Annotated in this window: 18 protein-coding genes; 6 read left to right on the top strand and 12 right to left on the bottom strand. The window is 67.0% G+C overall.

Annotation, left to right across the window (positions count from 1 at the left end):
• Positions 1–172 precede the first annotated feature (172 nt).
• The 3 genes from rpmF to secG form a co-directional block, all read right to left on the bottom strand.
• On the bottom strand, positions 173–355 hold the full coding sequence (gene rpmF / locus ACP694_RS07870) for a 50S ribosomal protein L32 (RefSeq protein WP_007671126.1): 183 nt from the start codon (positions 353–355) through the stop codon (positions 173–175).
• Between the two features lie 117 nt (positions 356–472).
• The gene (locus tag ACP694_RS07875) at positions 473–2,125 is read right to left on the bottom strand and encodes a CTP synthase (RefSeq protein ID WP_426011582.1); all 1,653 of its coding nucleotides are present in this window, start codon (positions 2,123–2,125) and stop codon (positions 473–475) included.
• Between the two features lie 77 nt (positions 2,126–2,202).
• Positions 2,203–2,724: a preprotein translocase subunit SecG gene (gene secG / locus ACP694_RS07880; RefSeq protein ID WP_426011583.1), complete on the bottom strand. Its 522-nt coding sequence runs from the start codon at positions 2,722–2,724 to the stop codon at positions 2,203–2,205.
• Between the two features lie 141 nt (positions 2,725–2,865).
• Here secG and ACP694_RS07885 point away from each other — a divergent pair, with 141 nt between their 5' ends.
• Both ACP694_RS07885 and ACP694_RS07890 read left to right on the top strand, forming a co-directional pair.
• Positions 2,866–3,384 carry a GNAT family N-acetyltransferase gene (locus tag ACP694_RS07885; protein WP_426011584.1) on the top strand — a complete coding sequence of 173 codons (519 nt, stop codon included), beginning with the start codon at positions 2,866–2,868 and terminating at the stop codon, positions 3,382–3,384.
• A gap of 280 nt (positions 3,385–3,664) precedes the next feature.
• Positions 3,665–6,049 (top strand): DEAD/DEAH box helicase, encoded by a 2,385-nt coding sequence (locus tag ACP694_RS07890; protein WP_426011585.1) that lies wholly within the window; start codon positions 3,665–3,667, stop codon positions 6,047–6,049.
• 148 nt (positions 6,050–6,197) lie between these two features.
• Here the strand turns inward: ACP694_RS07890 and ACP694_RS07895 are convergent, their stop codons facing one another.
• Positions 6,198–7,376 carry an NAD(P)/FAD-dependent oxidoreductase gene (locus tag ACP694_RS07895; RefSeq protein ID WP_426011586.1) on the bottom strand — a complete coding sequence of 393 codons (1,179 nt, stop codon included), beginning with the start codon at positions 7,374–7,376 and terminating at the stop codon, positions 6,198–6,200.
• A 194-nt stretch (positions 7,377–7,570) separates the two neighbouring features.
• On the opposite strand from ACP694_RS07895, the gene ACP694_RS07900 reads away from it, so the two are divergent.
• Positions 7,571–8,911, top strand: coding sequence for an Hsp70 family protein (locus ACP694_RS07900; protein ID WP_426011587.1), 1,341 nt, complete (start codon positions 7,571–7,573; stop codon positions 8,909–8,911).
• On the opposite strand, the gene ACP694_RS07905 is transcribed toward ACP694_RS07900, so the two are convergent.
• The 3 genes from ACP694_RS07905 to ACP694_RS07915 form a co-directional block, all read right to left on the bottom strand.
• Positions 8,908–9,450: a GlcG/HbpS family heme-binding protein gene (locus tag ACP694_RS07905; protein ID WP_426011588.1), complete on the bottom strand. Its 543-nt coding sequence runs from the start codon at positions 9,448–9,450 to the stop codon at positions 8,908–8,910. The two genes, ACP694_RS07900 and ACP694_RS07905, sit on opposite strands and share 4 nt — an antisense overlap.
• A 44-nt stretch (positions 9,451–9,494) precedes the next feature.
• Entirely contained in the window at positions 9,495–12,194 is a 2,700-nt protein-coding gene (gene ppdK, locus ACP694_RS07910) for a pyruvate, phosphate dikinase (RefSeq protein ID WP_426011589.1), read from the bottom strand.
• 273 nt (positions 12,195–12,467) lie between these two features.
• On the bottom strand, positions 12,468–13,544 hold the full coding sequence (locus ACP694_RS07915; protein ID WP_426011590.1) for a carbohydrate porin: 1,077 nt from the start codon (positions 13,542–13,544) through the stop codon (positions 12,468–12,470).
• A gap of 320 nt (positions 13,545–13,864) precedes the next feature.
• Here ACP694_RS07915 and ACP694_RS07920 point away from each other — a divergent pair, with 320 nt between their 5' ends.
• Positions 13,865–15,679 carry a methyl-accepting chemotaxis protein gene (locus ACP694_RS07920; RefSeq protein WP_426011591.1) on the top strand — a complete coding sequence of 605 codons (1,815 nt, stop codon included), beginning with the start codon at positions 13,865–13,867 and terminating at the stop codon, positions 15,677–15,679.
• Positions 15,680–15,739: 60 nt separating this feature from the next.
• On the opposite strand, the gene glyS is transcribed toward ACP694_RS07920, so the two are convergent.
• From glyS to ACP694_RS07935, 3 genes are all read right to left on the bottom strand, one after another.
• Complete coding sequence (gene glyS / locus ACP694_RS07925; RefSeq protein ID WP_426011592.1) at positions 15,740–17,905, bottom strand: glycine--tRNA ligase subunit beta; 2,166 nt, start codon at positions 17,903–17,905, stop codon at positions 15,740–15,742.
• Between the two features lie 4 nt (positions 17,906–17,909).
• Entirely contained in the window at positions 17,910–18,821 is a 912-nt protein-coding gene (locus ACP694_RS07930) for a glycine--tRNA ligase subunit alpha (protein ID WP_426011593.1), read from the bottom strand.
• A 99-nt stretch (positions 18,822–18,920) separates the two neighbouring features.
• A complete protein-coding gene (locus ACP694_RS07935) occupies positions 18,921–19,310 on the bottom strand; it encodes a hypothetical protein (RefSeq protein WP_426011594.1) in 390 nt (129 codons plus the stop codon).
• Between the two features lie 408 nt (positions 19,311–19,718).
• Here ACP694_RS07935 and ACP694_RS07940 point away from each other — a divergent pair, with 408 nt between their 5' ends.
• Together ACP694_RS07940 and ACP694_RS07945 are read left to right on the top strand one after the other, a co-directional pair.
• Positions 19,719–20,057 carry a P-II family nitrogen regulator gene (locus tag ACP694_RS07940; protein ID WP_007665036.1) on the top strand — a complete coding sequence of 113 codons (339 nt, stop codon included), beginning with the start codon at positions 19,719–19,721 and terminating at the stop codon, positions 20,055–20,057.
• A gap of 27 nt (positions 20,058–20,084) precedes the next feature.
• Positions 20,085–21,620: an ammonium transporter gene (locus tag ACP694_RS07945; RefSeq protein ID WP_426011595.1), complete on the top strand. Its 1,536-nt coding sequence runs from the start codon at positions 20,085–20,087 to the stop codon at positions 21,618–21,620.
• A 165-nt stretch (positions 21,621–21,785) separates the two neighbouring features.
• Here the strand turns inward: ACP694_RS07945 and ACP694_RS07950 are convergent, their stop codons facing one another.
• Both ACP694_RS07950 and ACP694_RS07955 read right to left on the bottom strand, forming a co-directional pair.
• On the bottom strand, positions 21,786–22,667 hold the full coding sequence (locus tag ACP694_RS07950) for a 4-(cytidine 5'-diphospho)-2-C-methyl-D-erythritol kinase (RefSeq protein ID WP_426011596.1): 882 nt from the start codon (positions 22,665–22,667) through the stop codon (positions 21,786–21,788).
• A 61-nt stretch (positions 22,668–22,728) separates the two neighbouring features.
• A complete protein-coding gene (locus ACP694_RS07955; RefSeq protein WP_426011597.1) occupies positions 22,729–24,450 on the bottom strand; it encodes a tetratricopeptide repeat protein in 1,722 nt (573 codons plus the stop codon).
• Between the last annotated feature and the right edge of the window lie 34 nt (positions 24,451–24,484).

Genomic DNA, 24,484 nt, shown 5'->3' on the forward strand with positions numbered 1-24,484 from the left:
CCCTTGTTACCAAGATAACATGGTTTTTCGACGAGATTGCCGAAAACGCCGTTCTTTGGAACACGGGTCAAGCCGTCGCGGCCTGGGGAAAAATGCGAAAAGGCGGCGATCCGGAGATCGCCGCCTTTCAGGCATCGTCGTGTCGCCCCGCCGGAGCGGAGAGACCGCGAAACTAGTCTTCCTTCGGCGTCAGGATCTGCTTGCCGTTATAGAGACCGGTCTTCAGGTCGACGTGGTGCGGACGACGCAGTTCGCCCGAGTCCTTGTCTTCCACGAAGGAATTGGCGCCCAGGGCGTGGTGCGACCGGCGCATGTTCCGGCGAGAAGGCGAAGTTTTTCTTTTGGGAACGGCCATCGAAGAGGACTCTGCTCGCTGAGCTTGGAAACTGGAGACGGCGACTCGGGAAGGACCCAGGCCGCCGTGTGAGGGCGCGTCTATGCCTGAAACTCCCCGAGGATGCAACCGGGGTTGTTAGACGAGTCTGCCCTGCTCCTTCGCCGCCGCGATGAAGCTCGCAAATAGCGGATGCGGGGCGAACGGGCGGCTCTTGAGCTCGGGGTGATATTGCACGCCGATGAACCACGGATGGTCCTCGCGCTCGACGATCTCGGGCAGCACGCCGTTGGGCGAACGGCCGGTCAGTTTCAGGCCGGCGTCCTCCATCAGGTGGGCGTAGCCGATATTGACCTCGTAGCGGTGCCTGTGGCGCTCGCTGATGTCCGTCGTGCCGTAGATGCCAGCGACCTTCGAGCCGGGCGTCAGGACGGCGTCATAGGCCCCCAGGCGCATAGTGCCGCCCAGGTCATCGTTGCTGCGCCGCTGGACGGTCTCGTTGCCCTTGATCCACTCGGTCATGATGCCGACCACGGGACGATCGGTGGGGCCAAACTCGCTGGACGAGGCGTCCTTGACGCCCGCCACGTTTCGCAACACCTCGATCACCGCCATCTGCATGCCAAAACAGATGCCGAAATAGGGCACCTTGCGTTCGCGGGCGAATTGGGCGGCTCGAATCTTTCCTTCAGCCCCCCGCTCGCCGAAGCCGCCGGGCACCATGATGGCATGGGCGTTCTCCAGGCGGGCCGCGGCCGCACCGGGGTCGCCCTCGAAGGTCTCGCTCTCGACCCAGTCCAGATTGACCTTGACCTTGTTGGCCAGGCCGCCGTGGTGCAGGGCCTCGATCAGCGACTTATAGGCGTCCTTCAAGACCGTATATTTGCCGACCACGGCGATGGTCACCTCACCGTCGGGGTGGTTGACGGTCTGGTCGATGGCTTCCCAGCGGCTGAGGTCGGGCTTGGGCGCGTCGCCCATGCCGAACACTTCCAGCACCTCGGCGTCCAGGCCTTCCTTGTGATAGTCGATCGGCACTGCATAGATCGAGGCGCTGTCCATAGCCTGGATCACGGCGCTGGGCCGCACGTTGCAGAACTGGGCGATCTTGCGCTTTTCCTCGACCGGGATCTCCTGCTCGCAGCGGCAGAGCAAAATGTCCGGCTGTATGCCGATCGAGCGCAGTTCCTTGACCGAGTGCTGGGTGGGCTTGGTCTTCATCTCGCCGGCCGTCTTGATGAAAGGCAGCAGCGTCAGGTGCACGTAGCAGCTCTGGCCGCGCGGCAGGTCCTGGCGCAGTTGGCGGATGGCCTCGAAGAACGGCAGGCCCTCGATGTCGCCCACCGTGCCGCCGATCTCGACCAGCACGAAGTCGACCGGCTTCTCGCCGGTCTCGTCCATCGCCGGCGAAAGGACAAAGTTCTTGATCTCGTTGGTGACGTGCGGAATCACCTGGACGGTCGCGCCCAGATAGTCGCCGCGCCGTTCCTTCTCGATGATCGTCTTGTAGATCTGGCCGGTGGTGATGTTGTCGGCCTTGGTCGCCGACACGCCGGTGAAGCGCTCGTAGTGGCCCAAGTCCAGGTCGGTCTCGGCCCCGTCGTCGGTGACGAAGACCTCGCCGTGCTGATAAGGGCTCATCGTGCCCGGATCGACGTTGAGATAGGGGTCGAGCTTACGAAGGCGGACCTTGTAGCCTCGCGCCTGCAGGAGCGCTCCGAGCGCTGCGGAGGCGAGGCCTTTTCCCAAGGAGGAAACCACGCCGCCGGTGATGAAAATGTACCGGGTCATGGGCAATCAGATTAGCCGCGATTCGGGGGCAGCGGCGAAAAGACCGCTGTTCATCAACATTAAAATGTAGCCGACCCTTACTGGGCCGGCTTTTCCGTCGAGGCGGCCGGCGCCGTGATCGCCGGTGGCGGGGCTTCGACGACCGTCTTGGCGGCAGGCCTGGCGATCGAGGCGGCCGGCTTGGGCGTGGCGATCGTCGGGGTCGGGGCGCTGATCTGTGGGGCCGGAGCCTCGATGGCCGCCGGGGCGGCCGTCGAAGGCGTGGTGGCGGCCGACGGCAGGGTCGCGCCCGGCGCTGGCAGGGTCGCTGGCGCCAGGGTCTTGGTGTCCAGGCCGTCCAGCTTCAGGCGATCGACCACCGAATTGCCGCCCGACATCCGGCCGGTCAGGATGGTCAACGTCAGGCTGATGATCAAGAACACCGAGAACAGGATCCAGGTCGTGCGGGTCAGCAGATCGCCGGCGCCGCGCGCGGTCATGAAACCGCCGCCACCGCCGCCCATGCCAAGGGCGCCGCCCTCGGAGCGCTGAAGCAGCACCACGATGATCAAGACGACGCAAACAATGATGTTGATGGCCAGCAGAACGCCGATGAGCATGTGTAATTCGATCTCGATCCGGGCGACGGACGATTCCACCGCGAAAAACGAAGCGGCCCCTCTATCACTTGCGACAGGCCCACGCCATAGCTGGGGATCAACCAGCCCCACTCAAGTCCGTCTTCAGGTTTGTTCGCGCGCATGATCCTCGAGACCGAACGCCTGACCTTGGCGCCGCTGACCGTCGAGGACGCCCCCTACGTCTATCCGTTCATGAGCGATCCGGAGGTGATGGCCCACTGGGACCGCGCCGCCATCGAGGATCCCGACGAGGTGAAGGCCGCCGTCGCGGGCCAGGTCGCCGAGATGGCTGACCGGACCGGTCTCTACTGGGCCATCCGCCACACCCATTCCGGGGCGTTCCTCGGCTATTGCGAGCTGGTCGATCTCGACTGGCGCCACTATCGCGGCGAACTGGGCTTCATCGTCGCCCGGGCGGGCTGGGGCCAAGGCTTCGCCACTGAAGCCGCCGCTGCTCTGCTGGCCCATTGCGCCTCGCCGCTCGGCCTAAAGCGGATGATCGCCCGCACCCATGTTGGCGACATCCGCTCGGAGAAGGTGCTGCGCAAGCTGGGCTTCGAGGAGGAAGGCTATCTGAAGGGTCATGTGGACCGCGATGGCGAGCGGCGGGATTGCCGACTGTTTGGGCTGCTATTCTAAGTCCTCCCACGTTGAGAGGGCTTTAGAGGTACGCGCGGCCGACCTTTTCGCCGCACCGCAGCAATCTTTCCCCAGCCCTCTTGCTTTCCGCAACGTTTTGGCCTCCTTAGGCCGCCCAACAGGCCCCTTTTGTCCCGCCCTTCTCGGCATCCGGACGAAAACGGTCTATTCTCTAAAGATTATTGACCAAGAACACGGTCCGCTTGGGGGTCGTATTTGGTCGTGGTGCGAGCCGCGCGCTTTGTGTGTGCGCCGTTCGCTTGAAACGAACTGGACCTGTATGCCCTTCCCCGCCTCCCACCCCGCTCTTGAGCGGGCTCTTGCCGCTCAAGGTTACCTTGAGCCCACCCCCGTCCAGGCCGCTGTGCTGGAAGAGGGCGCCGTCGGCCGCGACCTGCTGGTCAGCGCCCAAACCGGCTCGGGCAAGACTGTCGCCTTCGGTCTCGCCGCCGCCACCACCCTGCTGGGCGACGCCGAAAAGTTCGGCAAGGCCGGCCTGCCGATGTGTCTGGTCATCGCCCCGACCCGCGAACTGGCCATCCAGGTTAATCGCGAACTGGCCTGGCTCTATGCCGACGCCGGCGCCGTGGTCGTCAACTGCGTGGGCGGCATGGACGCTCGCCGCGAGCAGCGCGCCCTGAACTTTGGCGCCCATATCGTGGTCGGCACCCCCGGCCGCCTGCGCGACCACATCGAGCGCGGCCACCTGGACCTGTCCGAGCTGAAGGTCGCCGTCCTCGACGAGGCCGACGAGATGCTCGACATGGGCTTCCGCGAGGACCTGGAATTCATTCTCGACGCCGCGCCGAGCGAGCGCCGCACCCTACTGTTCTCGGCCACCCTGGCGCGCGAAATCGTGCAGCTGGCCAAGAGCTATCAGAACGACGCCCTGCGCATCGACACGGTCGGACGCAACGAGCCGCACCGAGACATCGAATACCGCGCCGTCCGCGTGGCGCCCAACGAGATCGAGCACGCGGTCGTCAACCTGCTGCGCTATTTCGAAAGCCCCGGCGCCCTGGTGTTCTGCAACACCCGCGAAAGCGTCCGCGCGCTGCACTCCAAGCTGCGCGAGCGCGGCTTCGCCGTGGTCGGGCTGTCGGGTGAACTTTCGCAACGCGAACGCGCCGACGCCCTGCAGGCCCTGCGCGACGGCCATGCCCGCGTCTGCGTCGCCACCGACGTCGCCGCCCGCGGTTTGGACCTGCCCGACCTGGGCCTGGTGATCCATGCCGAAATCCCGGTCAACAAGGCCACCCTGCTGCACCGTTCGGGCCGCACCGGCCGGGCCGGCAAGAAGGGCGTCTCGGCGCTCGTCGTGCCCTATACCCGTCGCCGCAAGGCCGAGCAGTTGCTGATGGCCGCCGGCGTTGAAGGCCATTGGGGCGGCGCCCCGACCGCCGACGAGATCCGCCTGAAGGACACCGAGCGCCTGCTCGACGACCCGATCTTCGACGAACCGTCGATGGAAGAAGACGCCCCCCTGGCCGAGGCCATGCTGGCCAAGCGCACGCCGATCGAGATCGCCTCGGCCCTCATCCGCACCCGCCGGGCCAAGCTGCCGGCTCCGGAAGAGATCTATGACGACCCGCGCCACGGCGCCGATCCGGGCCCCCGTAGCCGAGAAACGGGCTCGCGCGACGCCGGCCCGCGCTCCAACGACGCCGCCGACCGCTTCGCCGACCGCGCCCCGCGCGACTTCGGTTCGCGGGATGGGGGTTCGCGCGACGACGGCGACCGTCCCGAGCGCGAGCCGCGCGCCGACATGGCCAATTCGGCCTGGTTCCGCCTCAATACCGGCCGTCGCAACAACGCCGATCCCAAGTGGCTGATCCCGCTGATCTGCCGCCTGGGCCACATCACCAAGAAGGACATCGGCTCGATCCGGATCTTTGACTACGATACCAAGTTCGAGATCTCGGCCGAGGCGGAAGTGAAGTTCGGCGCCGCCGTCCAGAACACCGTGCGCGACGACGTGACCATCACCCCGACCACGGCCCCGGCCGCCCGTGATGCTTCCGGTCCGCGCAAGGAATACGCGCCGCGTCCGCCGCGCGACGACAACGACGGCCCGCGTCGCGAATACAGCCCGCGTCCGCCACGGGACGACGCCCCCCGTGCGCCACGCGCCAACGCCCCTGGCTCGCGCGACAGCTCGCCGCGTCCGTCGTCCTACAGCGCCGACGGCGTTTCGAACGCCAGGCCCTATGCGCGCGGCGAAGAGCCCAAGCGCGACTACAAACCCCGTGACGACGGCCCCAAGCGTGATTTCAAGCCGCGCCCGGCCGCCCGCGACGAGGCCCCGCGCGACTTCAAGCCCCGCGCCCCGCGCGACGAGGCTCCCAAGGCCTATTCGCCGCTGAACGAAGGCCCGGCCCCGCGCCGCGCCCCGCGTGAAGCCCGCGAGAGCGTGCCCTATGATCCGGAAGCCAAGCCGGCCAAGGCCCCCTACGTCGCCCGTCCCCGCGACGGCGCGACGGGCGGCAAGCCCTATGCCGGCAAGAGCAATGACGGCCCCGCCAAGCCGTTCAAGGGTCCCAAGCCCTTCAAGGCCCCCAATGCCTTTAAGAGTGGGGCCGCGTTCGGTGACAAGCCGGCGTTTGGCGCCAAGCCCGCCTTCGGCAAGAAGCCGGCCGGCGCTAAGGCGCCGTTCAAGAAAAAGTAGTGACCCGAAGGCCTCCCCCTGTGGGGGGAGGCGATCGCGCAGCGATCGGTGGGGGAGTTTTAGGGTCGATCCGGGCCAAGGCTGGCGGCCGATCACTCCCCCCTCCGTCGCCCATTGGGCGACACCTGCTCCACAGGGGGAGGACTTTCTAAACCGCCTGCCCCGCGCACCAGCCCGACGCCCAGGCCCACTGGAAATTATACCCGCCTAGCCAGCCGGTGACGTCCACCACCTCACCGATGAAATAGAGCCCTGGCGCCGCCTTGACCTCCATCGACCGCGAGTCCAGCCCGTCGGTGTCGACCCCGCCCAGCGTGACTTCCGCCGTGCGATAGCCCTCCGACCCCACCGGCTTGAACGTCCAGGCGTTGACCGTGGCGGCCACGCCGCGCAGCAGCACATCCGAGCAGTCGGCCAGATTGCCATAGGCCCCAGCGTCCTCGGCGATCAGTTGGGCCAGGCGCTTGGGCAACAGCTCCGACAGCACCGTCGCCAGGGCCCGTTTGGGGGTAGCGGTGCGGGCGGTCTTCAGCATCGCGAACACGTCGGCGCCCGGCGCCATGTCGACGCTGATCTCGCCGCCTTCGCGCCAGTAGGACGAGATCTGCAGAATCGAAGGCCCCGACAGGCCGCGATGAGTGAACAGCATGGCCTCGGCGAACCTCGTCCTGCCGCTGGTCACGACGGCGTCCAGCGCCACGCCCGACAGCGGAGCCAGGCGCTCCAGGGTCTTGACCTCGAAGGTCAGGGGCACCAGCGCTGGCCGGGTTTCGACGATCGCCAGGCCGAACTGCTGGGCCAGGTCGTAGCCCAGGCCCGTGGCGCCCATCTTCGGGATCGACTTGCCGCCGGTGGCGACCACCAGCGAGGCGCAACGCATCGGACCGCGCGAGGTGCTGACCACGTAGCCGCCCTCCTCCCGGGCCACGCCCTTGATCTCGGTCTCGATCCGCAGTGTGACCCCAGCCCTGTCCATCTCGGTCAGCAGCATGTCTATGACCTGCTTGGCCGAGCCGTCGCAGAACAGCTGGCCCAGCGCCTTCTCGTGGAAGGCGATGTCGTACTTCTGAACGAGCGCGATGAAGTCGGACGGCCGGTAGCGGCGCAGGGCCGAGACGCAGAACTTCGGATTGGCCGACAGGAAGTTGGCCGGCGCGGTGTTGACGTTGGTGAAGTTGCAGCGCCCGCCCCCGCTGATGCGGATCTTCTCGCCCGGGGCCTTGGCGTGGTCGAGCACCAAAACCCGGCGCCCGCGCTTGCCCGCCTCGATAGCGCACATCATGCCGGCCGCGCCGGCGCCCAGCACCACGACGTCGAAATCTTCCAAGGCCGGAGCCCTCCTGTTGAGGGCCGTTTCGACAGGAGGCGGGCGAGCGAGTCAATCGCGAGGATGCTGGGGCTATCCAAGCCGCGATCAAAGCGATGTGTCTCAACGGTTTGCGGACCCAAACGTGCGCCCACGCTTGACGTGTGCGCCTGGGGGTTTAGGAACCCTGCCTCCTCCCGCCCAGGCTCCCCTCCATGACGTCCGCCTCCCCGCCGGCGATCGGCCCGACGATCGGTATCGACTTCGGCACGACCAACACCGTGGTCTCGATGACCCAGGGCGATGGACCCGCCACGCTGGTGCGGTTCCCGACCACGGACGGCGACATCTTCGCCTTCCGCTCGGCCTTGAGTTTCCATGCGGTGATGGGAACCGACGGGCGCCCGAACGAACGGGTGGTCGAGGCCGGCCCCTGGGCCATCGAGGCCTATGTCGAGGACCCGCTGGAGACCCGGTTCATCCAGTCGTTCAAGACCTTCGCCGCCAGCGCTGCCTTCACCGAGACCAAGATCCTCAGCAAGCGCTACCTGTTCGAGGACCTGCTGGCCGCCTTCCTGCTGAAGCTCAAGGAGCACGGCGGCGCGGCCATGAGCGCCTTGCCCGCCCGCGTCATCGTCGGCCGGCCCGTGACCTTCGCCGGTGGCAACCCCAACGAGGCCCTGGCCCTGCAGCGCTACGAGGCGGCCTTTGCGCGCCTGGGCTTTACCGACATCCGCTATGCCTATGAGCCGGTCGGGGCGGCGTTCTTCTTCGCCCGCCAGCTGACGCAGGACGCCACCGTGCTGGTTGCCGACTTTGGCGGCGGCACCAGCGACTTCTCGATCGTGCGGTTCGAGCGGTCCGGAGGAGCATTGCGCTCCACGGCCCTCGCCCGCTCGGGCGTCGGCGTGGCCGGCGACGCCTTCGATTACCGGATTATTGACCATCTGGTCTCGCCAGAACTGGGCAAGGGCAGCCTTTATCGCGCGTTCGACAACCGCTTGCCGATCCCGCAACGCTATTACACCGCCTTCGCCCGATGGGATCAGTTGGCCCTGCTGCGGGCCTCCAAGGACATGCGCGACATCCGCGCCCTGGAGCGCACGGCCATGGAGCCGGAAAAGATCGCCCGGCTGATCGAGGTGCTGGACGACAACCACGGCTACGCCCTCTACCGCGCTGTGTCGGCGCTGAAGGAGGCGCTGTCGAGCCATGACGAGGCTACGTTCCGCTTCGAGGCCGGCTCGGTGCTGATCGAGAAGGCGGTGAAGCGGTCGGACTTCGAAGGCTGGATCGCCCCGGAGCTCAAGGCCATCGAAGGCGCCGTTGATCAGGCGCTGGCGCGTTCGGGCCTGGGTCCCGACGGCGTGGACCGCGTCTTCCTGACCGGCGGCAGTTCGTTCGTGCCAGCGGTGCGCGACATCTTCCTGCGCCGGTTCGGCGAGGCGAAGATCGAGAGCGGCGGGGAGTTTGAGTCCATCGCTTCAGGGCTGGCGCTGATCGGGCGTGAGAGCGATTTGGACCTGTGGAGCGAGAGGGCGGGGGTAAAGCCCTAGTTCAACCGGTCACCAAACTTCGCCAGCGCCGCCCGCGCGCAGGCGTCGGCCGCTTCGTGGGTGGTGTCGGCCACGGCCAGGCCGCCGACCAGCTTGCCGTCGATGTGCAGCGGCAGCGAGCCGCCGTGCGGATTGAGGCGATCGGGCTCGGCGGCGATCAGGGCGGCGAAGGCGGGGTCGGCTTTCTGGCGCGGCTCCATCTCGGAGCCAGGAGCATCGAACTGCACGGCGGTCGCCGCCTTGCGCGGCGCGGCGATCGGCGGCTTTTGGCTGGCGGGCGACCGCAGCACGACGAGCGGGTTGCCCTTGTCATCGACCACGCTGGCGCTGACCGGCAGGCCCTTGGCGGCGCAGGCGTCGACGGCGGCGCGGGCGAGGTCGATGGAGAGCGGGAGGTCGAGGGCGCCTGGCGTCTGGGCGAAGGTTGGGGTGGCGACCAACAACAGGCCTGCGATCATCATCCGCGTCATCACCGCTTCCTCGCCCAGGTTTTCACAGGGATGACGGAGTTCGGAGATGATCGCAACGAAGTAACCCACGCCCTTCATCTCCCGAACAGGGGGGGATGAAGGGTTGAGGTGAACTACCCCTTGTTCGCCAGCGCCGCTTGCGCCGCCGCCAACCGGGCGATCGGCACGCGGTAGGGCGAGCAGGAAACGTAGTCCAGGCCCACGCTTTCGCAGAAGGTGATCGAGGCCGGATCGCCGCCGTGTTCGCCGCAGATGCCCATCTTGATCCCCGGACGGGCCGCGCGACCGCGTTCGGCGGCGATGCGGATCAAGTCACCGACGCCTTCCTGGTCGAGCGAGACGAAGGGGTCCTTGTCGAAGATGCCCTTGTCGATATAGGCGCCCAGGAACTTGCCGGCGTCGTCGCGGCTGATGCCGAAAGTGGTCTGGGTCAGGTCGTTGGTGCCGAAGCTGAAGAATTCGGCGTTGGCGGCCAGGTCGCCGGCCCGCAGGGCGGCGCGCGGCAGCTCGATCATGGTGCCGACCGTGTAGACGATGGTCATCCCCTGCTCTTCCAGCACGGCCTTGGCGGTGCGGTCGGTCAGGTCGCGCAGGTACTTCATCTCCTCGCCCTTGGCGACCAGCGGGTGCATGATCTCGGGGATCGGCGCGGTCTTGCCCGACTTGGCCCCATCTCGGGCGATGTCGCAGGCCGCCTCGATGATCGCCCGGACCTGCATCTCGTAGATCTCGGGATAGGAGACGCCCAGGCGGCAGCCGCGATGGCCCAGCATGGGGTTGGTTTCATGCAGCTCCTTGGCCCGCTGCATCAGCTTACCGGCGTCCAGGCCGGTGGCCTTGGCCACCGCCACGACGTCTTCTTCCGTATGCGGAAGGAACTCGTGCAGCGGCGGATCGAGCAGGCGGATGGTGACCGGCAGGCCTTCCATGATCGTGAACAGCTCGACGAAATCGGCCTTCTGGAAGGGCGCGATCTTGGCCAGGGCGGCGCGACGGCCGGCCTCGTCATCGGCCAGGATCATCTCGCGAACGGCGGCGATCCGGGTGTCGTCGAAGAACATGTGCTCGGTGCGGCACAGGCCGATGCCCTCGGCGCCGAACTGGCGGGCCGTCTTGGCGTCGAGCGGGGTCTCGGCGTTGGCGCGCACCTTCATGCGGCGGGCGGCGTCGGCCCACACCATCAGGGTGGCGAAGTCGCCGGTCAGCTCCGGCTCGATCATCTTGGGCGAACCGCTGAGGATTTCGCCGGTCGAACCGTCGATGGTGATAATCTCGCCGGCCTTGAACTCGCGGCCGCGCACCCGGAACAGAGCCTCCTTGGGGAAGATGCCGACCTCGCCAGCGCCGGAGACACAGGCCCGGCCCATGCCGCGCGCAACGACGGCGGCGTGGCTGGTCATGCCGCCCCGGGCGGTGATGATGCCCCGGGCGGCGTGCATGCCGTGGATGTCTTCGGGCGAGGTTTCCTCGCGCACCAGGATGACGCTCTCACCGGCGGCGGCGGCCTTTTCTGCGGCGGCGCTGTCGAAGACGATCTTGCCGGTGGCCGCGCCCGGCGAGGCCGGCAAGCCCTTGGCGATCACGTCGCGATGGGCGGTCGGGTCAATGGTCGGGTGCAGCAGTTGGTCCAGCGAAGCCGGCTCGACCCGGTTGATCGCCTCGTCGCGTGAGATCACGCCCTCGGCGGCCATGTCGACGGCGATCTTCAGCGCCGCCTTGGCCGTGCGCTTGCCGCTGCGGGTTTGCAGCATGTAGAGCGTGCCCTGCTCCACCGTGAACTCGATGTCCTGCATGTCGCGATAGTGGCGCTCCAGCGTCTCGACCACGGTCTTGAACTGCTGGAAGACGGTCGGCATGGCCTCTTCCATCGAGGGGGCGGTGTCGCCCATCTCCTCGCGGGCGGCCTTGGTCAGGGACTGCGGCGTGCGGATGCCGGCCACCACGTCCTCGCCCTGGGCGTTGATCAGGAACTCGCCATACAGGCGCGCGTCGCCGTTCGACGGGTTGCGGGTGAAGGCCACGCCGGTGGCCGAGGTCTCGCCCATGTTGCCAAACACCATCGACTGGATGTTGACGGCGGTGCCCCAGGCCTCGGGGATGTCGTGCATGCGGCGATAGAACTTGGCCCTGTCGTTCATCCAACTGGCGAACACCGCGCCGATCGCGCCCCATAGCTGCTCCTGGACATCCTGCGGGAAGGGCTTGCCAAGCGCGTCGCGCACGGCGGCCTTGTAGTCCTTGATCACCGCGGCCCAGTCGTCGGCGGTCAGAGCGGTGTCGACCCTGATGTCCAGACGGTCCTTGTGGTCATCGAGGATCTCCTCGAACAGGTGATGCTCCAGGTCGAGCACCACGTTCGAGTACATCTGGATGAAGCGGCGATAGCTGTCATAGGCGAAGCGGCGATCGCCCGACAGGATGGCCAGGCCCTCGACGGTCTCGTCGTTCAGGCCCAGGTTGAGGACGGTGTCCATCATGCCCGGCATCGAGGCGCGCGCGCCCGAGCGCACCGAGACCAGGAGCGGGTTCTTCACGTCGCCGAAGCTCTTGCCCGTGAGCTTTTCCACCGTCGCGAGACCGGCGTTGAGCTGATCTGTCAGCTCGCCTGGATACTGCTTGCCGTTGGCGTAGTAGTGGACGCAGGCCTCGGTCGTCACCGTGAAGCCTGGCGGCACAGGCAGACCCAGGGACGACATCTCGGCGAGATTGGCGCCCTTGCCCCCCAGCAAGTTCTTCATCTTGGCGTCGCCGTCCGCGCCGCCTCCTCCGAACGAATAGACCCACTGCGTCTTGGTCAGCGTATCAACCGGCATCTCTGGTTCACCCTGCGATAAGTGAAAATAACCGGCGGTCCTCTATCGGAACCGTCCTGGCCTGGGACAAAAAGCGTAAACGCCCATCCCGCACTGCAATATCCGGGCGTTCACTAGCATCTTGTCAAAGAACGCGTCCACCGGCGGTTTGCATAACGCAGTCTAAACGGAAATTTCGGCAAATTCTTCCAATGACAACGTTGTCCTGATTGAGTTTTGCGCGTCGGCCCGGCGTCTCGAAAACAGATGTGAGTCTGCGGAATGGAGTCACCGCTAGAACAGGGTGACCGTCATGCGCAGCGCCATCACCACCACGTTCGCGGCGCCGCGATCGCCGCCGGCCCGGCGAATGACCTGCAGGTCGGGCTGCAGGGTGATTCGCGGCGCGATCTTGTCGGAATAGGTGATCTCAAGGCTCGATTCTGCGTCGGCCGGGACGAGGCCTTGGTCGTGAGTGTTGTCGCGTTGCTTCGTCGACAGCCTCCCCTGCTCCATCCCCACCGAGAAGGCGCTGTCAGGGCGCGAGGCGAAGACCCGTTCCACCAGCACACCTGCCTGCCAACCCGAGTTGAACGGGGTGGTGTCGCCATCCGACAGGCCGATGCGGGCGAAGCCGCGAACCGACCGGCCAGTCTCTCCGCCGTCGACGAACGGATATTCCGCCAGCACGTAGCCGCCGTGGGCCTTGCTGAGGGCCGGGTCACCGTTGATGTCCAGGTTACGCAGGTCCGGTTGGCGGCGGGTATAGAACCAGGCGCCGGCCGCGACACGCCAACTGGCGCCGATCCCCGCTTCGGCAATCAGGATCGCGCCGTTGTCGAACTTCGTGGACGGCCCCTCGGGATCACCCACCGTGCCGGCCTCGGCGTTCAGCGCGGCGGCCTGGACATAGCGTCCTTGCTCGCCCTCAAGCCGCACCCGCACGGCCAGGGCTGTGGACGGAAAGATCGACGGACCATTGGGACCGGTGGACGCGAACTCCGAGCCGATCCCGAACGGCGGGGCCAGAAGCAGGCCCGAGGCCTCGGTCGAATAGAACTCGCTGTTGAGGTCGTAGAGACCCGTCAGGGCCGATCCCTTGCCATCGGCGAAGCCAGTCTTCAGCCAAAGCTCGTAGAGCCGAGTCCGGGGCCGACCGACCTCGATATTGTCGATGCCCTGCAGCGTGCCCGCCACGTCGTTGGGCGCGCCGCCGCTGTTGTTTAGCAGGTAGGCGTGAAGGGTTGCACCGCGCCAACCCACGAGCTTTTCCAGGTCGCCATCGAGGATCACGTCAAGATTGTCCAGCGCCTTGCCCGCGCGCGCCGCGCCGCCCTTCACGGCGCCGGTGACGTCGGCGGTATAGGTCACCTCGTGGGACCATGCGCCTTGTCTGGCAACCGTTTGCGCCATCGCCGACGGCCCCGCCCCCGCCCCCGCCATGAACAGCGCAGCAGAGAACCATGCTACGCCACGTAGTATAGGTCTAAATAAACTCATGGCGGGGCCCCGTTTCAATCATTCAAAATAGACCTGAGGCTTGAACCGCCTGTTAAATTCCCGAGGCGCGGCTTTTTGCCTCACTTGCCGGCAGTTACCAACATTATAGGTGGGACTCGACGCCTTTGAAGATGTCGTTAATCTAACTGGCCGAAGGTACGCCGGATCTCACAAGAATGCGGAACCTCGAAATGCTTCGGACGATCAACCAAAAGGTGATAGCCGCGGGCGCGGCTGTCATGGTGCTGTGCACGGCCGGCGCGGGCGCGGGCCTATGGTCCACCACGCGGCTGGACGGCGCGCTGCGAGAAGCCAACGCGTCGGCTGGAGTCCTGCGCAACCATATGGAGGCCGACATGATGCACGACGCCCTGCGCGCCGACGTCCTGTCGAGCCAATTGGCCGGTGACGCGGGATCGGGCATCCAGATCGCCGACGTCCGCAAGGATCTCACCGAGCACACCGCGATCTTCCGCAAGGCGATCGCCGACAATGACGCCCTGGCCACCGATCCGGCCAGTCGCGCGGCCTTGGCCGATCTGAAGGCTCCGCTCGACACCTACGTCAAGTCGGCGACCCAGATGGTCGCCTTGGCCGGCGCCGATCGCGTGCAAGCCATCGCGGCCATGCCGGGCTTTATGACGCAGTTCACCACGCTGGAAGGCGCGATGAACAGCGCTTCGGACAAGATCGAGGCGGCCTCGAACGCCTCGACCCAGCGCGCCCAGAAGGTCGGCGCCTTCTCAGAGATCCTGATGAGCGCCGCCGTACTGGCGGGCATCATCTTCGCCGCCATCCTGATCGTCATGTCGCGCGCCGCCATCGTCCGCCCCGTGCTGGAACTGGCTGGCGACATGCGTCGCATGGCGGCGGGCCAGAACGACATCACCGTCTCGGGCGCGGACCGCGCCGACGAGATCGGCGAGATGGCCAAGAGCGTCCAGGTGTTCCGCCAGTCGGGCCTGGAGCGGGCCCGTCTCGAGGTCCAGGCCGCCGGCTTCCAGCAGGAACTGGACAAGAAGCTCAAGGACATGGAGGCCGCCTTCGAACTGGCCGGCCGCGAACAACAGGCCGTCGTCGAGATCATGGCCAAGGGCCTGTCCAGCCTGGCCAGCGGCGACCTGTCGACCCGCATCGCCGCTCAGGTGGCCAGCGACTACGCCGCCCTCAAGAGCGACTTCAACGCCGCCGCCGCTGGGCTGGAAGAGGCCATCCGCACCATTTCCGACGTGGCCGGCCAGATCGGTTCCGGCACCGATGAGATTGCCCACGCCTCCAACGACCTGTCGCGCCGCACCGAGCAGCAGGCCGCCAGCCTGGAGGAAACCGCAGCCGCCCTCGACGAGATCGCCGCCACCGTGCGCCAGACCGCCGACGGCGCCCAGCGCGCCACCGTCGAGGTGTCCTCGGCCCGCACCGAAGCCGAACGCTCCGGCGAGGTGGTCGGTCAGGCCGTCAAGGCCATGGGCGCGATCGAGGACAGCTCGCGCCAGATCACCCAGATCATTGGCGTGATCGACGAGATCGCCTTCCAGACCAACCTGCTGGCGCTGAACGCCGGCGTCGAAGCCGCCCGGGCTGGCGACGCCGGTCGCGGTTTCGCGGTCGTGGCCCAGGAAGTGCGGGCCCTGGCTCAACGCTCGGCCGAGGCGGCCAAGGAGATCAAGACCCTGATCTCGACCTCCTCGCAGCAGGTCGGGGCCGGCGTCGATCTGGTGGGCCAGACCGGCGAAGCGCTCAGCCGCATCGTTGGCCGCGTCGCCGCCATCGACGACCTTGTGCGCGGCATCTCGGCCTCCAGCCAGGAACAGGCCTCGGGCCTTAACGAGGTCAATATCGCGGTCAACCACATGGACCAGGTGGTGCAGCAGAACGCCGCCATGGTCGAACAGGCCACCGCCGCGACTCATTCGCTGAAGGGCGAGACGGCGCAGTTGGTGTCGCTGGTCAGCCAGTTCCGCACCAGCGGCGGCGAGCGCGAAACCCCGGCGCGGCGCCGCGCCTAAACCCTCTCAAACCTTGTTCCGGGCGCAATGCCCGGGCTGACGGCTGCCAGGTGAGTTGATCTACCCGCCAACCAGCGAGAAGTCGGCCACCTTGCCCATGGCGTCCCGCACGGCGGCCAGCGTCTTCAGCCGGTTGTCGCGCTCGGCGGCCACCTCGGAATTGACGAACACGCCGTCGAGGAAGGCGTCGACCGGACCGCGCAGGCCGGCCAGTTCCTGCATGGCGGCGGTGAAGTCCTCGCGCGCCAGGGCCGTGGCCAGGGCAGGTTCGACCAGGCGCAGGGCGTCGTGAAGTTGCACTTCAGGGGCCGAGGCGTCGTCCAGCAGGTCGCGGCCGCCCTCGGCTTTCCAGCCCTTCTTCTCCTCGGCCTTGAGGATGTTGGAGGCGCGCTTGTAGCCGGCCAGCAGGTTCTTGCCGTCGTCGGTCTTGAGGAACCCGTCCAGCGCCTCGACCCGGGCGACGATGCGCACCAGGTCGTCATCGGCTTTCCCGTTTATGGGCGCGAACACCGCGTCGACGAGATCGTGGCGCTTGCCTTGGTCACGGAGCATCACTGCCAGGCGGCTAGCGAAGAACGCTAATAGATGTCCCGCAAGCGAGACTTCCGGTGTCTCAACTGCACGCTCATAGACGAGTTCATGCCCTTCGACACGACCTGCCATTAGCTTGGCATGGCCTTCCCAGAAAGAAGGGTCGACTCCACGATCGAAGAGGAGACGAGCATGCTTTGCGAGGAGAACACGCAAAGGTAGGCGCACATTGTTTTCGATAACGGGCCGTGCCACCCCAAGCGTCGCGCGACGCAGTGCATAAGGATCCTTCGAACCGGTAGGCACTTCGTTGATCGCCCAGAAGCTCACCAGCGTGTCCAGCTTGTCCGCCAATGCCACGGCCACGCTCAGCGGCGCTGTCGGGACGGCGTCCGAAGGCCCTTGCGGCTTGTAGTGGTCGCGGATGGCGTCGGCGATTTCGGGGTCCAGGCCGGCGGCGCGGGCGTAGTAGCCACCCATCAGGCCCTGCAGTTCGGGGAACTCGCCGACCATCTGCGACACAAGGTCGGCCTTGGCCAGTCGCGCGGCCTCGGCGGCCTTGTCCGGATCGGCGCCGACCAGGGGCGCGATCTCGCGGGCCAGGGCGACGATGCGCTCGACGCGTTCGGCCATGGTCCCCAGCTTGGCGTGGAAGGTCACGCCGTTCAGCTTCTCCAGCCACGGCGCGAAGCCGACCTTGACGTCCTCGTCCCAGAAGAACCGGGCGTCCGACAGCCGCGAGGACAGCACCTTGGCGTTGCCCTCGGCGATCACCTTGCCGCCGTCGGCCGACTGGACGTTGGCGATGGTGATGAAGTGCGGGGCCAGGCCGCCGGTCGCCGGGTCGCGGACCGCGAAATACTTCTGGTGAGTGCGCATCGAGGTGCGGATCACCTCGGCCGGCAGGTCGAGGAACGCCGGGTCCATGTCGCCCAGCACCGGGGTCGGCCATTCGGCCAGACCGGCGACTTCTTCCAGAAGTCCCTGGTCTTCGACCAGTTCGAGATTACGCGCGAAGCAGAGCGTCTTGCAGCCTTCCAGGATGCGCGCCTTGCGCTCCTCGACGTCGAGCACGACGAAGTGGTCCAGCAAGCCTTTGGCGTATTCGTCGAAGTCGCGAACCTTGAACGGCTGGCCGCCCCAGCCTTGGCCAACGCGCATGAAGCGGTGCCCCTCGGTGATGTCGCCGCTCTCGATACCCTCGATGGCGAACGGCACGATCTCGCGATCGAAGACGCACAGGATGCGCTTCAACGGTCGCACCCAGCGCAGCTTGCCGCTGCCCCAGGTCATCGACTTTGGCCAGGCGAAGCCGCGGACGATCGCTTCCACCATCTCGGCGACGATGTCGGGGGTCGGGCGGCCGGTCTTCTCGAGGAAGGCCATCCAGACGCCGTCGCGCTCCACCAATTGGTCCTGGGTCAGGCCCGCCTTGCGCAGGAAGCCTTCCAGGGCCTGGGGCGGAGCGCCGACGCGGGGGCCCTTCAGCTCTTCCTTGCGGTCGGCCTGGGCGATCGGCAGCCCCTCGACCACCAGGGTCAGGCGGCGGGGGCCGGCGAAGGTCTTCAGGGCCTCCGGTAAAAAGCCGGCGGCGGCCAGATGCTCGCGCGCCATCCGCTCCAGGTCACGGGCCGCCTGCGTCTGCATGCGGGCGGGGATCTCTTCGGAGAACAGTTCGAGAAGGAGTTGGGGCATCGGACTACGCGGCTTCCTGCTGCTCGACCCAGGCGCTGGCGCACATCTTACAGAGGTCGCGGATGCGGCCGATGTAGGAGGCGCGCTCGGCGACGGCGATCGCGCCGCGGGCGTTCATCAGGTTGAAAAGGTGGCTGGCCTTGAGGACCATGTCATAGGCGGGCAGCACCAGAGACTTGCCCTGATAGGAGCGGGCCAGCATCAGCGGCGCCTGCTGTTCCATCTGCTCGAACTGCGACTTGAGCACCGCCACGTCATAGCCGTGGAAATTGGCTTCCGACTGCTGGCGCTCGTTCTCCAGGAACACGTCGCCATAGGTCAGGTGACCCAGGGGCGCGTTGGGGTCGTTGAACGGCAGGTCATAGACGTTGTCGACGCCGAATACGTACATGGCCAGGCGCTCCAGGCCATAGGTCAGCTCACCGGCCACCGGCGAGACGTCCAGGCCGCCCACCTGCTGGAAGTAGGTGTACTGGCTGACCTCCATGCCGTCGCACCAGACTTCCCAGCCCAGGCCCCAGGCCCCGACGGTGGGATTTTCCCAGTCGTCCTCGACGAAGCGGATATCGTGGATGCGCAGGTCGAGGCCGATGGCTTCCAACGAGCCGAGATACAGGTCCTGCATGTTCGGCGGGTTCGGCTTGAGGATCACCTGGTACTGGTAATAGTGCTGCAGGCGGTTGGGGTTTTCGCCATAGCGGCCATCGCCCGGACGCCGTGAGGGCTGGACATAGGCCGCGTTCCACGGCTTGGGACCGAGGGCGCGCAGGACTGTGGCGGGGTGAAGGGTGCCGGCGCCCACCTCGACGTCGTGCGGTTGCAGGATCACGCAGCCCTGGGCGCTCCAATAGTCATGGAGCGTCAGGATCAGGCTTTGGAAAGACCTGGGCTTTTCTTGGGGTTTTTCAGCGGGCATGAGGTCCGAACGCGCCTGGAATCTGGGCCAGAAAAAAGTCGGCGGACCTTAGGGCCCGCCGACTTTCGCTTCAAGCTGAGTTCGAGACCCTCGAAAGGCCTAGTTGCCCTTGGCGGCCGAGCGCTTGCCGGCGTTCGACATCGGCTTGCCGTAGAGCTTGCGGTTCTCGGGCGTGTCGGCCACCGGCGGGTTGGAGGTGACGTTGGCGTCGCCGGCCTTCAGCGTCGCCTGTTGCTCGGCCGGCATGGACGAGACGCGGCCGGCGGTGTCGCTCGCCATGCCCGTCGCGGCGGGCGCGGTGGTGGCGGTCGGATCGGTCGGCGTCATGGTGGCGGCCGAGGGATCGGCGGCGGGCATGGTCTGGTCGGCCGGGGCGGCTGCGGTCGAATCGGGATTGACCGGTATGGCTTGGGGCGCGGTGGACTGGGCCACGGCAACACCGGACATCAGCGCCAGGGCGGCGGTGGCGGTAGCAAGACGTATAAACATCGGGCTCGTCCTTCTGGGAAATCCAGCCTGAACAGCGTTCCAGCCCCACCTTCCGTTGCGCCCGTCACGGGCTCGTGATCTGCGGGCTCGGTGGGCTCGACGCGATTTGGTTTGAAGCCGCTGATTGTATGGGTAACGCGACAGCTCCGATCGGAGGCCGGATCGCCGGCCGAAACGCCACCTTTGCAAGCGTCCCGCGCTCTCGGCGCCTAATTTTCGGGCGCCGCCTTCCTTTCGTTTCCAAAACCCTACCGCGCGACGGTGATGTCGGAAGCGCGACCGATAGCGTGCATCGGCCGGGGAAAACGATGGCGGCTCCTAGGAGCCTTCGTCGCGGTGCAAGTGAGCAACGCGCTCTAAAACCAATTCAAGGGGAACCCGCGAAGTCGGCGGGTCGGAGCAAGGCGGATGAAACTGATCATAGCGATCGTCAAACCCTTCAAGCTCGACGAGGTCCGGGAGGCGCTAGTCGCCGCCGGCGTCGAGGGCCTGACGGTGTCCGAGGTCAAGGGCTACGGACGTCAGAAGGGCCAAACCGAGATCTATCGCGGCGCCGAATATCAAGTGAACTTCGTGCCCAAGGTGAAGCTGGAAGCCGTCGTCGACGACGCTTCGGCGGCCAAGGCGGTCGAGGCCGTGAAGGCCGCGGCGGCCACGGGCAAGATCGGCGATGGCAAGATCTTCGTCCTCAATGTCGAGGAAGCTGTTCGCATCCGGACCGGTGAAACCGGCCCGGCCGCTCTGTAAATCATCGGGGAAAAGGGGATACCAACGATGAAAATCACAAAGATGCTTTTTGGCAAACCGCTGGCCGGACTGTTGCTCGCCGCGACCCTGGCGGGGGCTCCGCTAGGGGCCGTCGCCTTCGCTCAGGAGGCCGCGCCGGCCGCCGCCGCGCCCGCCGAGGCCACGCCGGCTCCGGTCGCCGCGCCAGTCGCCGCTCCGGCTCCCGCCGCCGCCGCGACCATCACCGACAAGATGGACAAGGGCGACAACGCCTGGATGCTCGTCTCGTCCCTGCTCGTCCTGCTGATGATCATTCCGGGCCTGGCCCTGTTCTACGGCGGCCTGGTCCGCTCGAAGAACATGCTGTCGACCATGATGCAGGTCTCGACCGTCGGCATCATCGGCATCCTGGCCTGGGTGTTCTGGGGCTACAGCTTCGCCTTCACCAGCGGCGGGTCGTGGGACCTGTTTGTCGGCGGTCTTGATCGCCTGTTCCTGAAGGGCGTGACCCCGTCGAGCATGGTCGCCACCTTCTCGACCGGCGTCGTGATCCCCGAGTTCACCTACATCGTCTTCCAGTCGACCTTCGCCGCGATCACCGCCGCCCTGGTCGTCGGGTCGCTGGTCGAGCGCTTCAAGTTCTCGGCCATGGTGGTGTTCGCCGTCCTGTGGCCGCTGCTCTCCTACTACCCGATCGCCCACATGGTCTGGTGGTGGCCGGGTCCTGACGCCATCGCCCTGCACCCGACCGACCCGATCAAGGCCGGTCTGAGCTGGGGCTTCGGCGCTCTGGACTTCGCCGGCGGCACCGTGGTGCACATCAATGCCGGCATGGCCGCTCTGGTCGGCGCCCTGATCCTGGGCAAGCGCCAGGGCTACGGCAAGGAACCGATGCCGCCGCACTCCCTGACCCTGACCCTCGTGGGCGCCGGTCTGCTGTGGGTGGGTTGGTTCGGCTTCAACGCCGGTTCGAACCTGGAAGCCAACGGCTTGGCCTCGCTGGCCATGATCAACACCTTCGTCGCCACCGCCGCCGCAGGTCTGTCCTGGATCGTCGTCGAGTGGGTCACCAAGAAGAAGCCGTCGGCCCTGGGCCTGGCTTCGGGTCTGGTGGCCGGCCTGGTCGCTGTCACGCCCGCCGCCGGTTTCGCCGGCCCGATGGGCGCCATCGTCCTGGGCCTGGTCGTCTCGCCGATCTGCATCTTCTTCTGCTCGGTCGTGAAGAACGCCTTCAAGTATGACGACAGCCTGGACGCCTTCGGCATCCACGGCATCGGCGGCATCGTCGGCGCCCTGGCTACCGGCCTGCTGGTCAACCCCGCCTGGGGCGGCGCCGGCGTGGTCGATTACACCACCTGCGCCAAGGACGGCGACATCTCGACCTGCGACAACGCGGTCTACAGCCTGGGAACCCAGATGATGTCGCAACTAAAGGCCGTCGGCGTCACCGTCGTCTGGTCGCTGGTCGCCTCGATCATCGTCTTCCTGATCATCAAGCTGATCATGGGCATCCGCGCTTCGCCGGACGCCGAGGAAGAAGGCCTGGACATCTCCGAGCACGGCGAACGCGCCTACCATAGCTAAGGCTGAGGTTCGGAAAGACAGAAGAAGGGCCCGGAAGCTTCGGCTTCCGGGCCTTTTCTATGGATGGGTACGCTTCGGGCGGCCCGGCTGGGGACACGCACTTGTGCGTGTCCCCAGCAAAGGCAAGGCGGCTTTTGGGGACACGCGCAAGCGCATGTCCCCAGCCTAGAACGGCCCGCCGAGGCGGCAGCGCTTGACCCACCAGTCGGGCCGCATCTGTTCGATGCGCTCGGCCAGGCCCTCGGCTTCGATGTCGCCAGCGCACAGCGCGAAACAGGTGGCGCCAGAACCGGACATCCTGGCCAGCAGGGTCTCGGGCTCGTCGGCCAACAGGTCCAGCACCTGGCCGATGCGCGGCTCCAGGGCGACGGCGGGCGCCTGCAGGTCGTTGCGGGTATAGCCGGCCAGCCAGGCGCTGACCTCCTCGACGCTCTCCAGCCCGTCGAGCAGCGGCGGCATGGCCTCGCCCTGCGCCGCCACGGCGGCGTCATAGGCGCGGTAGACCGCGCCGGTCGGCGACGGGATCAAGGGATTGACCAGCACGGCGTTGAGCGCCGGCAGGACGGGCGCGGGCGACAGGCGCTCTCCCCGTCCCTGGGCGATGACCGGCGCGCCCCACAGGCAGGCCGCGCCGTCCGCGCCGAGACTTCCGGCGACCGCTTCGAGGTCGGCGTCGGAGAGGCCCGGCGCCAGGGCGTCGCGCAGTAGCCGCAGCGCGGCGCCCGCGTCGCTGGAGCCGCCACCCAGACCGGCGGCGATCGGCAACGCCTTGTCGAGCAGCAGGCGGAACGGGGGTGTGGGCCCGCCGAGCTTGGCGCGCAGCGCGGTGGCGGCGCGGACCACCAGGTTGCCATCGTCCACGGGAATGTCGCCGCCAAACCGGCCGGTGGTCTCAAAGCTCAGAGCGTCGGCCGGCTGCAGGCTGACCGTGTCGCCGACATCGGCGAACACCATCAGGCTGGAGATCGGATGATAGCCCGCTGCGTCGGGGCCGCCGACATGCAGGAACAGGTTGACCTTGGCCGGGGCAAAGGCGTCGAGGCGCATGGCGGGACCTTGAAGAGACTTTATCGTCGGAACCCGATGTATCCGCGTGGCCGAAGCAGCGCTACCGCGTCGAGGCGATCTTGGCCGGTGGACCGTTCAAGCCGTTCTTCAGCTTGGCCTCGGCGTCCAGCTTCTGCTTCTCGTCCGGCTCCAGGCTGAGCACGCGCTGCCACTGGTAACGGGCCTCGACCGTGCGTCCGATGCGCCAATAGGCGTCGCCCAGGTGGCCGTTGACGTCCGGATCGCCCGGCTCTAGCTCAACAGCCTGTTCCAGCTTGGCCACGGCGGTCTTGAAGTCGCCCTGGCGGTAATAGCCCCAACCCAGGGAGTCGAGCATCGCGCCCGACTGCGGCCGGGCCTCGACGGCCTTCTGGACCATGGCGATGGCCTCGGGCAGGCGTTCGCCGCGGTCGATCCACGAATAGCCCAGATAGTTCAGCAGGTCGGGCTCGTTGGGGCTGAGCGCCAGGGCCGCGCGCAGATCGCGTTCGGAGTCGCTCCAGCGGTTGGCGCGCTCCAGGGCGATGCCGCGCATGTAGAGAAGCCGCCAATCGGGCTTGGCGGCCTCGGCGACGATCAGCGGGTCCAGCACCGCCACGGTTTCTGCCCAGCGTTCGTTGGCGCGCAGCACGTCGGCATAGCCGACCTGGGCGTCGCGATCGGTCGGGGCGGCGGCGGCGGCCTGCTGGGCCACGGCGATCGCCTTGGTCTTGTCACCTGCGGTCTGGTAGCTCCAGGCCAGCTTGGTCTGGGCGGCGACATAGCGGGTCGAGCCCGCCGGCACCTTGGCATAGGCCTCGCGCGCGCCGGTTTCGTCATCATCCTGGGCGAGCATCTCGCCGACCAGCAGCCAGGCGTCGTCGCGCTTGGGGTCCAGCCGCAAGGCCAGGCGCAGATAGGCCAGGCTGAACTGGCTCTGGTGCTCGCTGGCGAAGGTGGCCGCGCAGGCCACCAGCACGTGGGCGGCGCCCTGACGCACCGTGTCCATTGCCGGCGGGCCGCCGCGCGCCACGGCCCGCGCCCGGGCCCGGATCAGGCCCTGGTCGGTCGCGTCAATGGCGAGGCCCGAGTCGTACAGCATCACGGCGTCGGCGGCGCGTTTGCGCCGTTCCAGGAACTCGCCGTAGTCGAGCATGAACAAGGCCCGCACGGGCTCCACCGCCATCAGGGCCTTGTAGTCGGTCTCGGCCTCGTCATAGCGCTTGGCCCGCTCATAGAGCTTGGCCTGGCTCAGCTGGCCGAAGAACTGCACGAAGCGATCACCCTGCAGTTCCGGGCGAGTCACCGCGCCGTCGGTATCGCCCGTCGCGGCCGCCAGCCAGGGCGCCAGCAGGACCACGGCGGGACGATGCGGAAAGCCGATGGTCTGGGCCTGCAACAGCGCCTTGGCGTCGCGCCCCTTGCCCTGGGCCAGCAGATCGATCGCCTGGGTCAGGGCGCCCAGGCGCCGGGCGTTTTCGTTGGTGTCGGGTCCATGGGGCGCGATCGTCGCGGCCCGTTGAACGTCGCCGGCCAGGAGGGCCGCGGTAAAGGCGCGTTCGCCGATCACCCCAGGGTCATCGCCCAGTTGCAGGGCCTCGTCGAAATAGCTGGCGGCCTGACCGCTGGCCCCGCTTTGCAAGGCGGCTTGGCCGGCCAGGAACTGACCATAGGCCGAGCGCGACTCGCCCCAGCCGGCGCTGCTGGAGACCTTTCCACGCAGCGTGGGCGCGGGTGTTGTCGTGGCGCAGGCAGTCAGGGCGGAGACCGAGACCAAGGCGAGAAGCAGCTTCACACGTATCATGTCCGCACCCTCATCGCTTTCCCGCGTCGCCGCA

Source organism: Caulobacter sp. DWR2-3-1b2 (genome assembly GCF_049896345.1).
Lineage (GTDB): Bacteria > Pseudomonadota > Alphaproteobacteria > Caulobacterales > Caulobacteraceae > Caulobacter.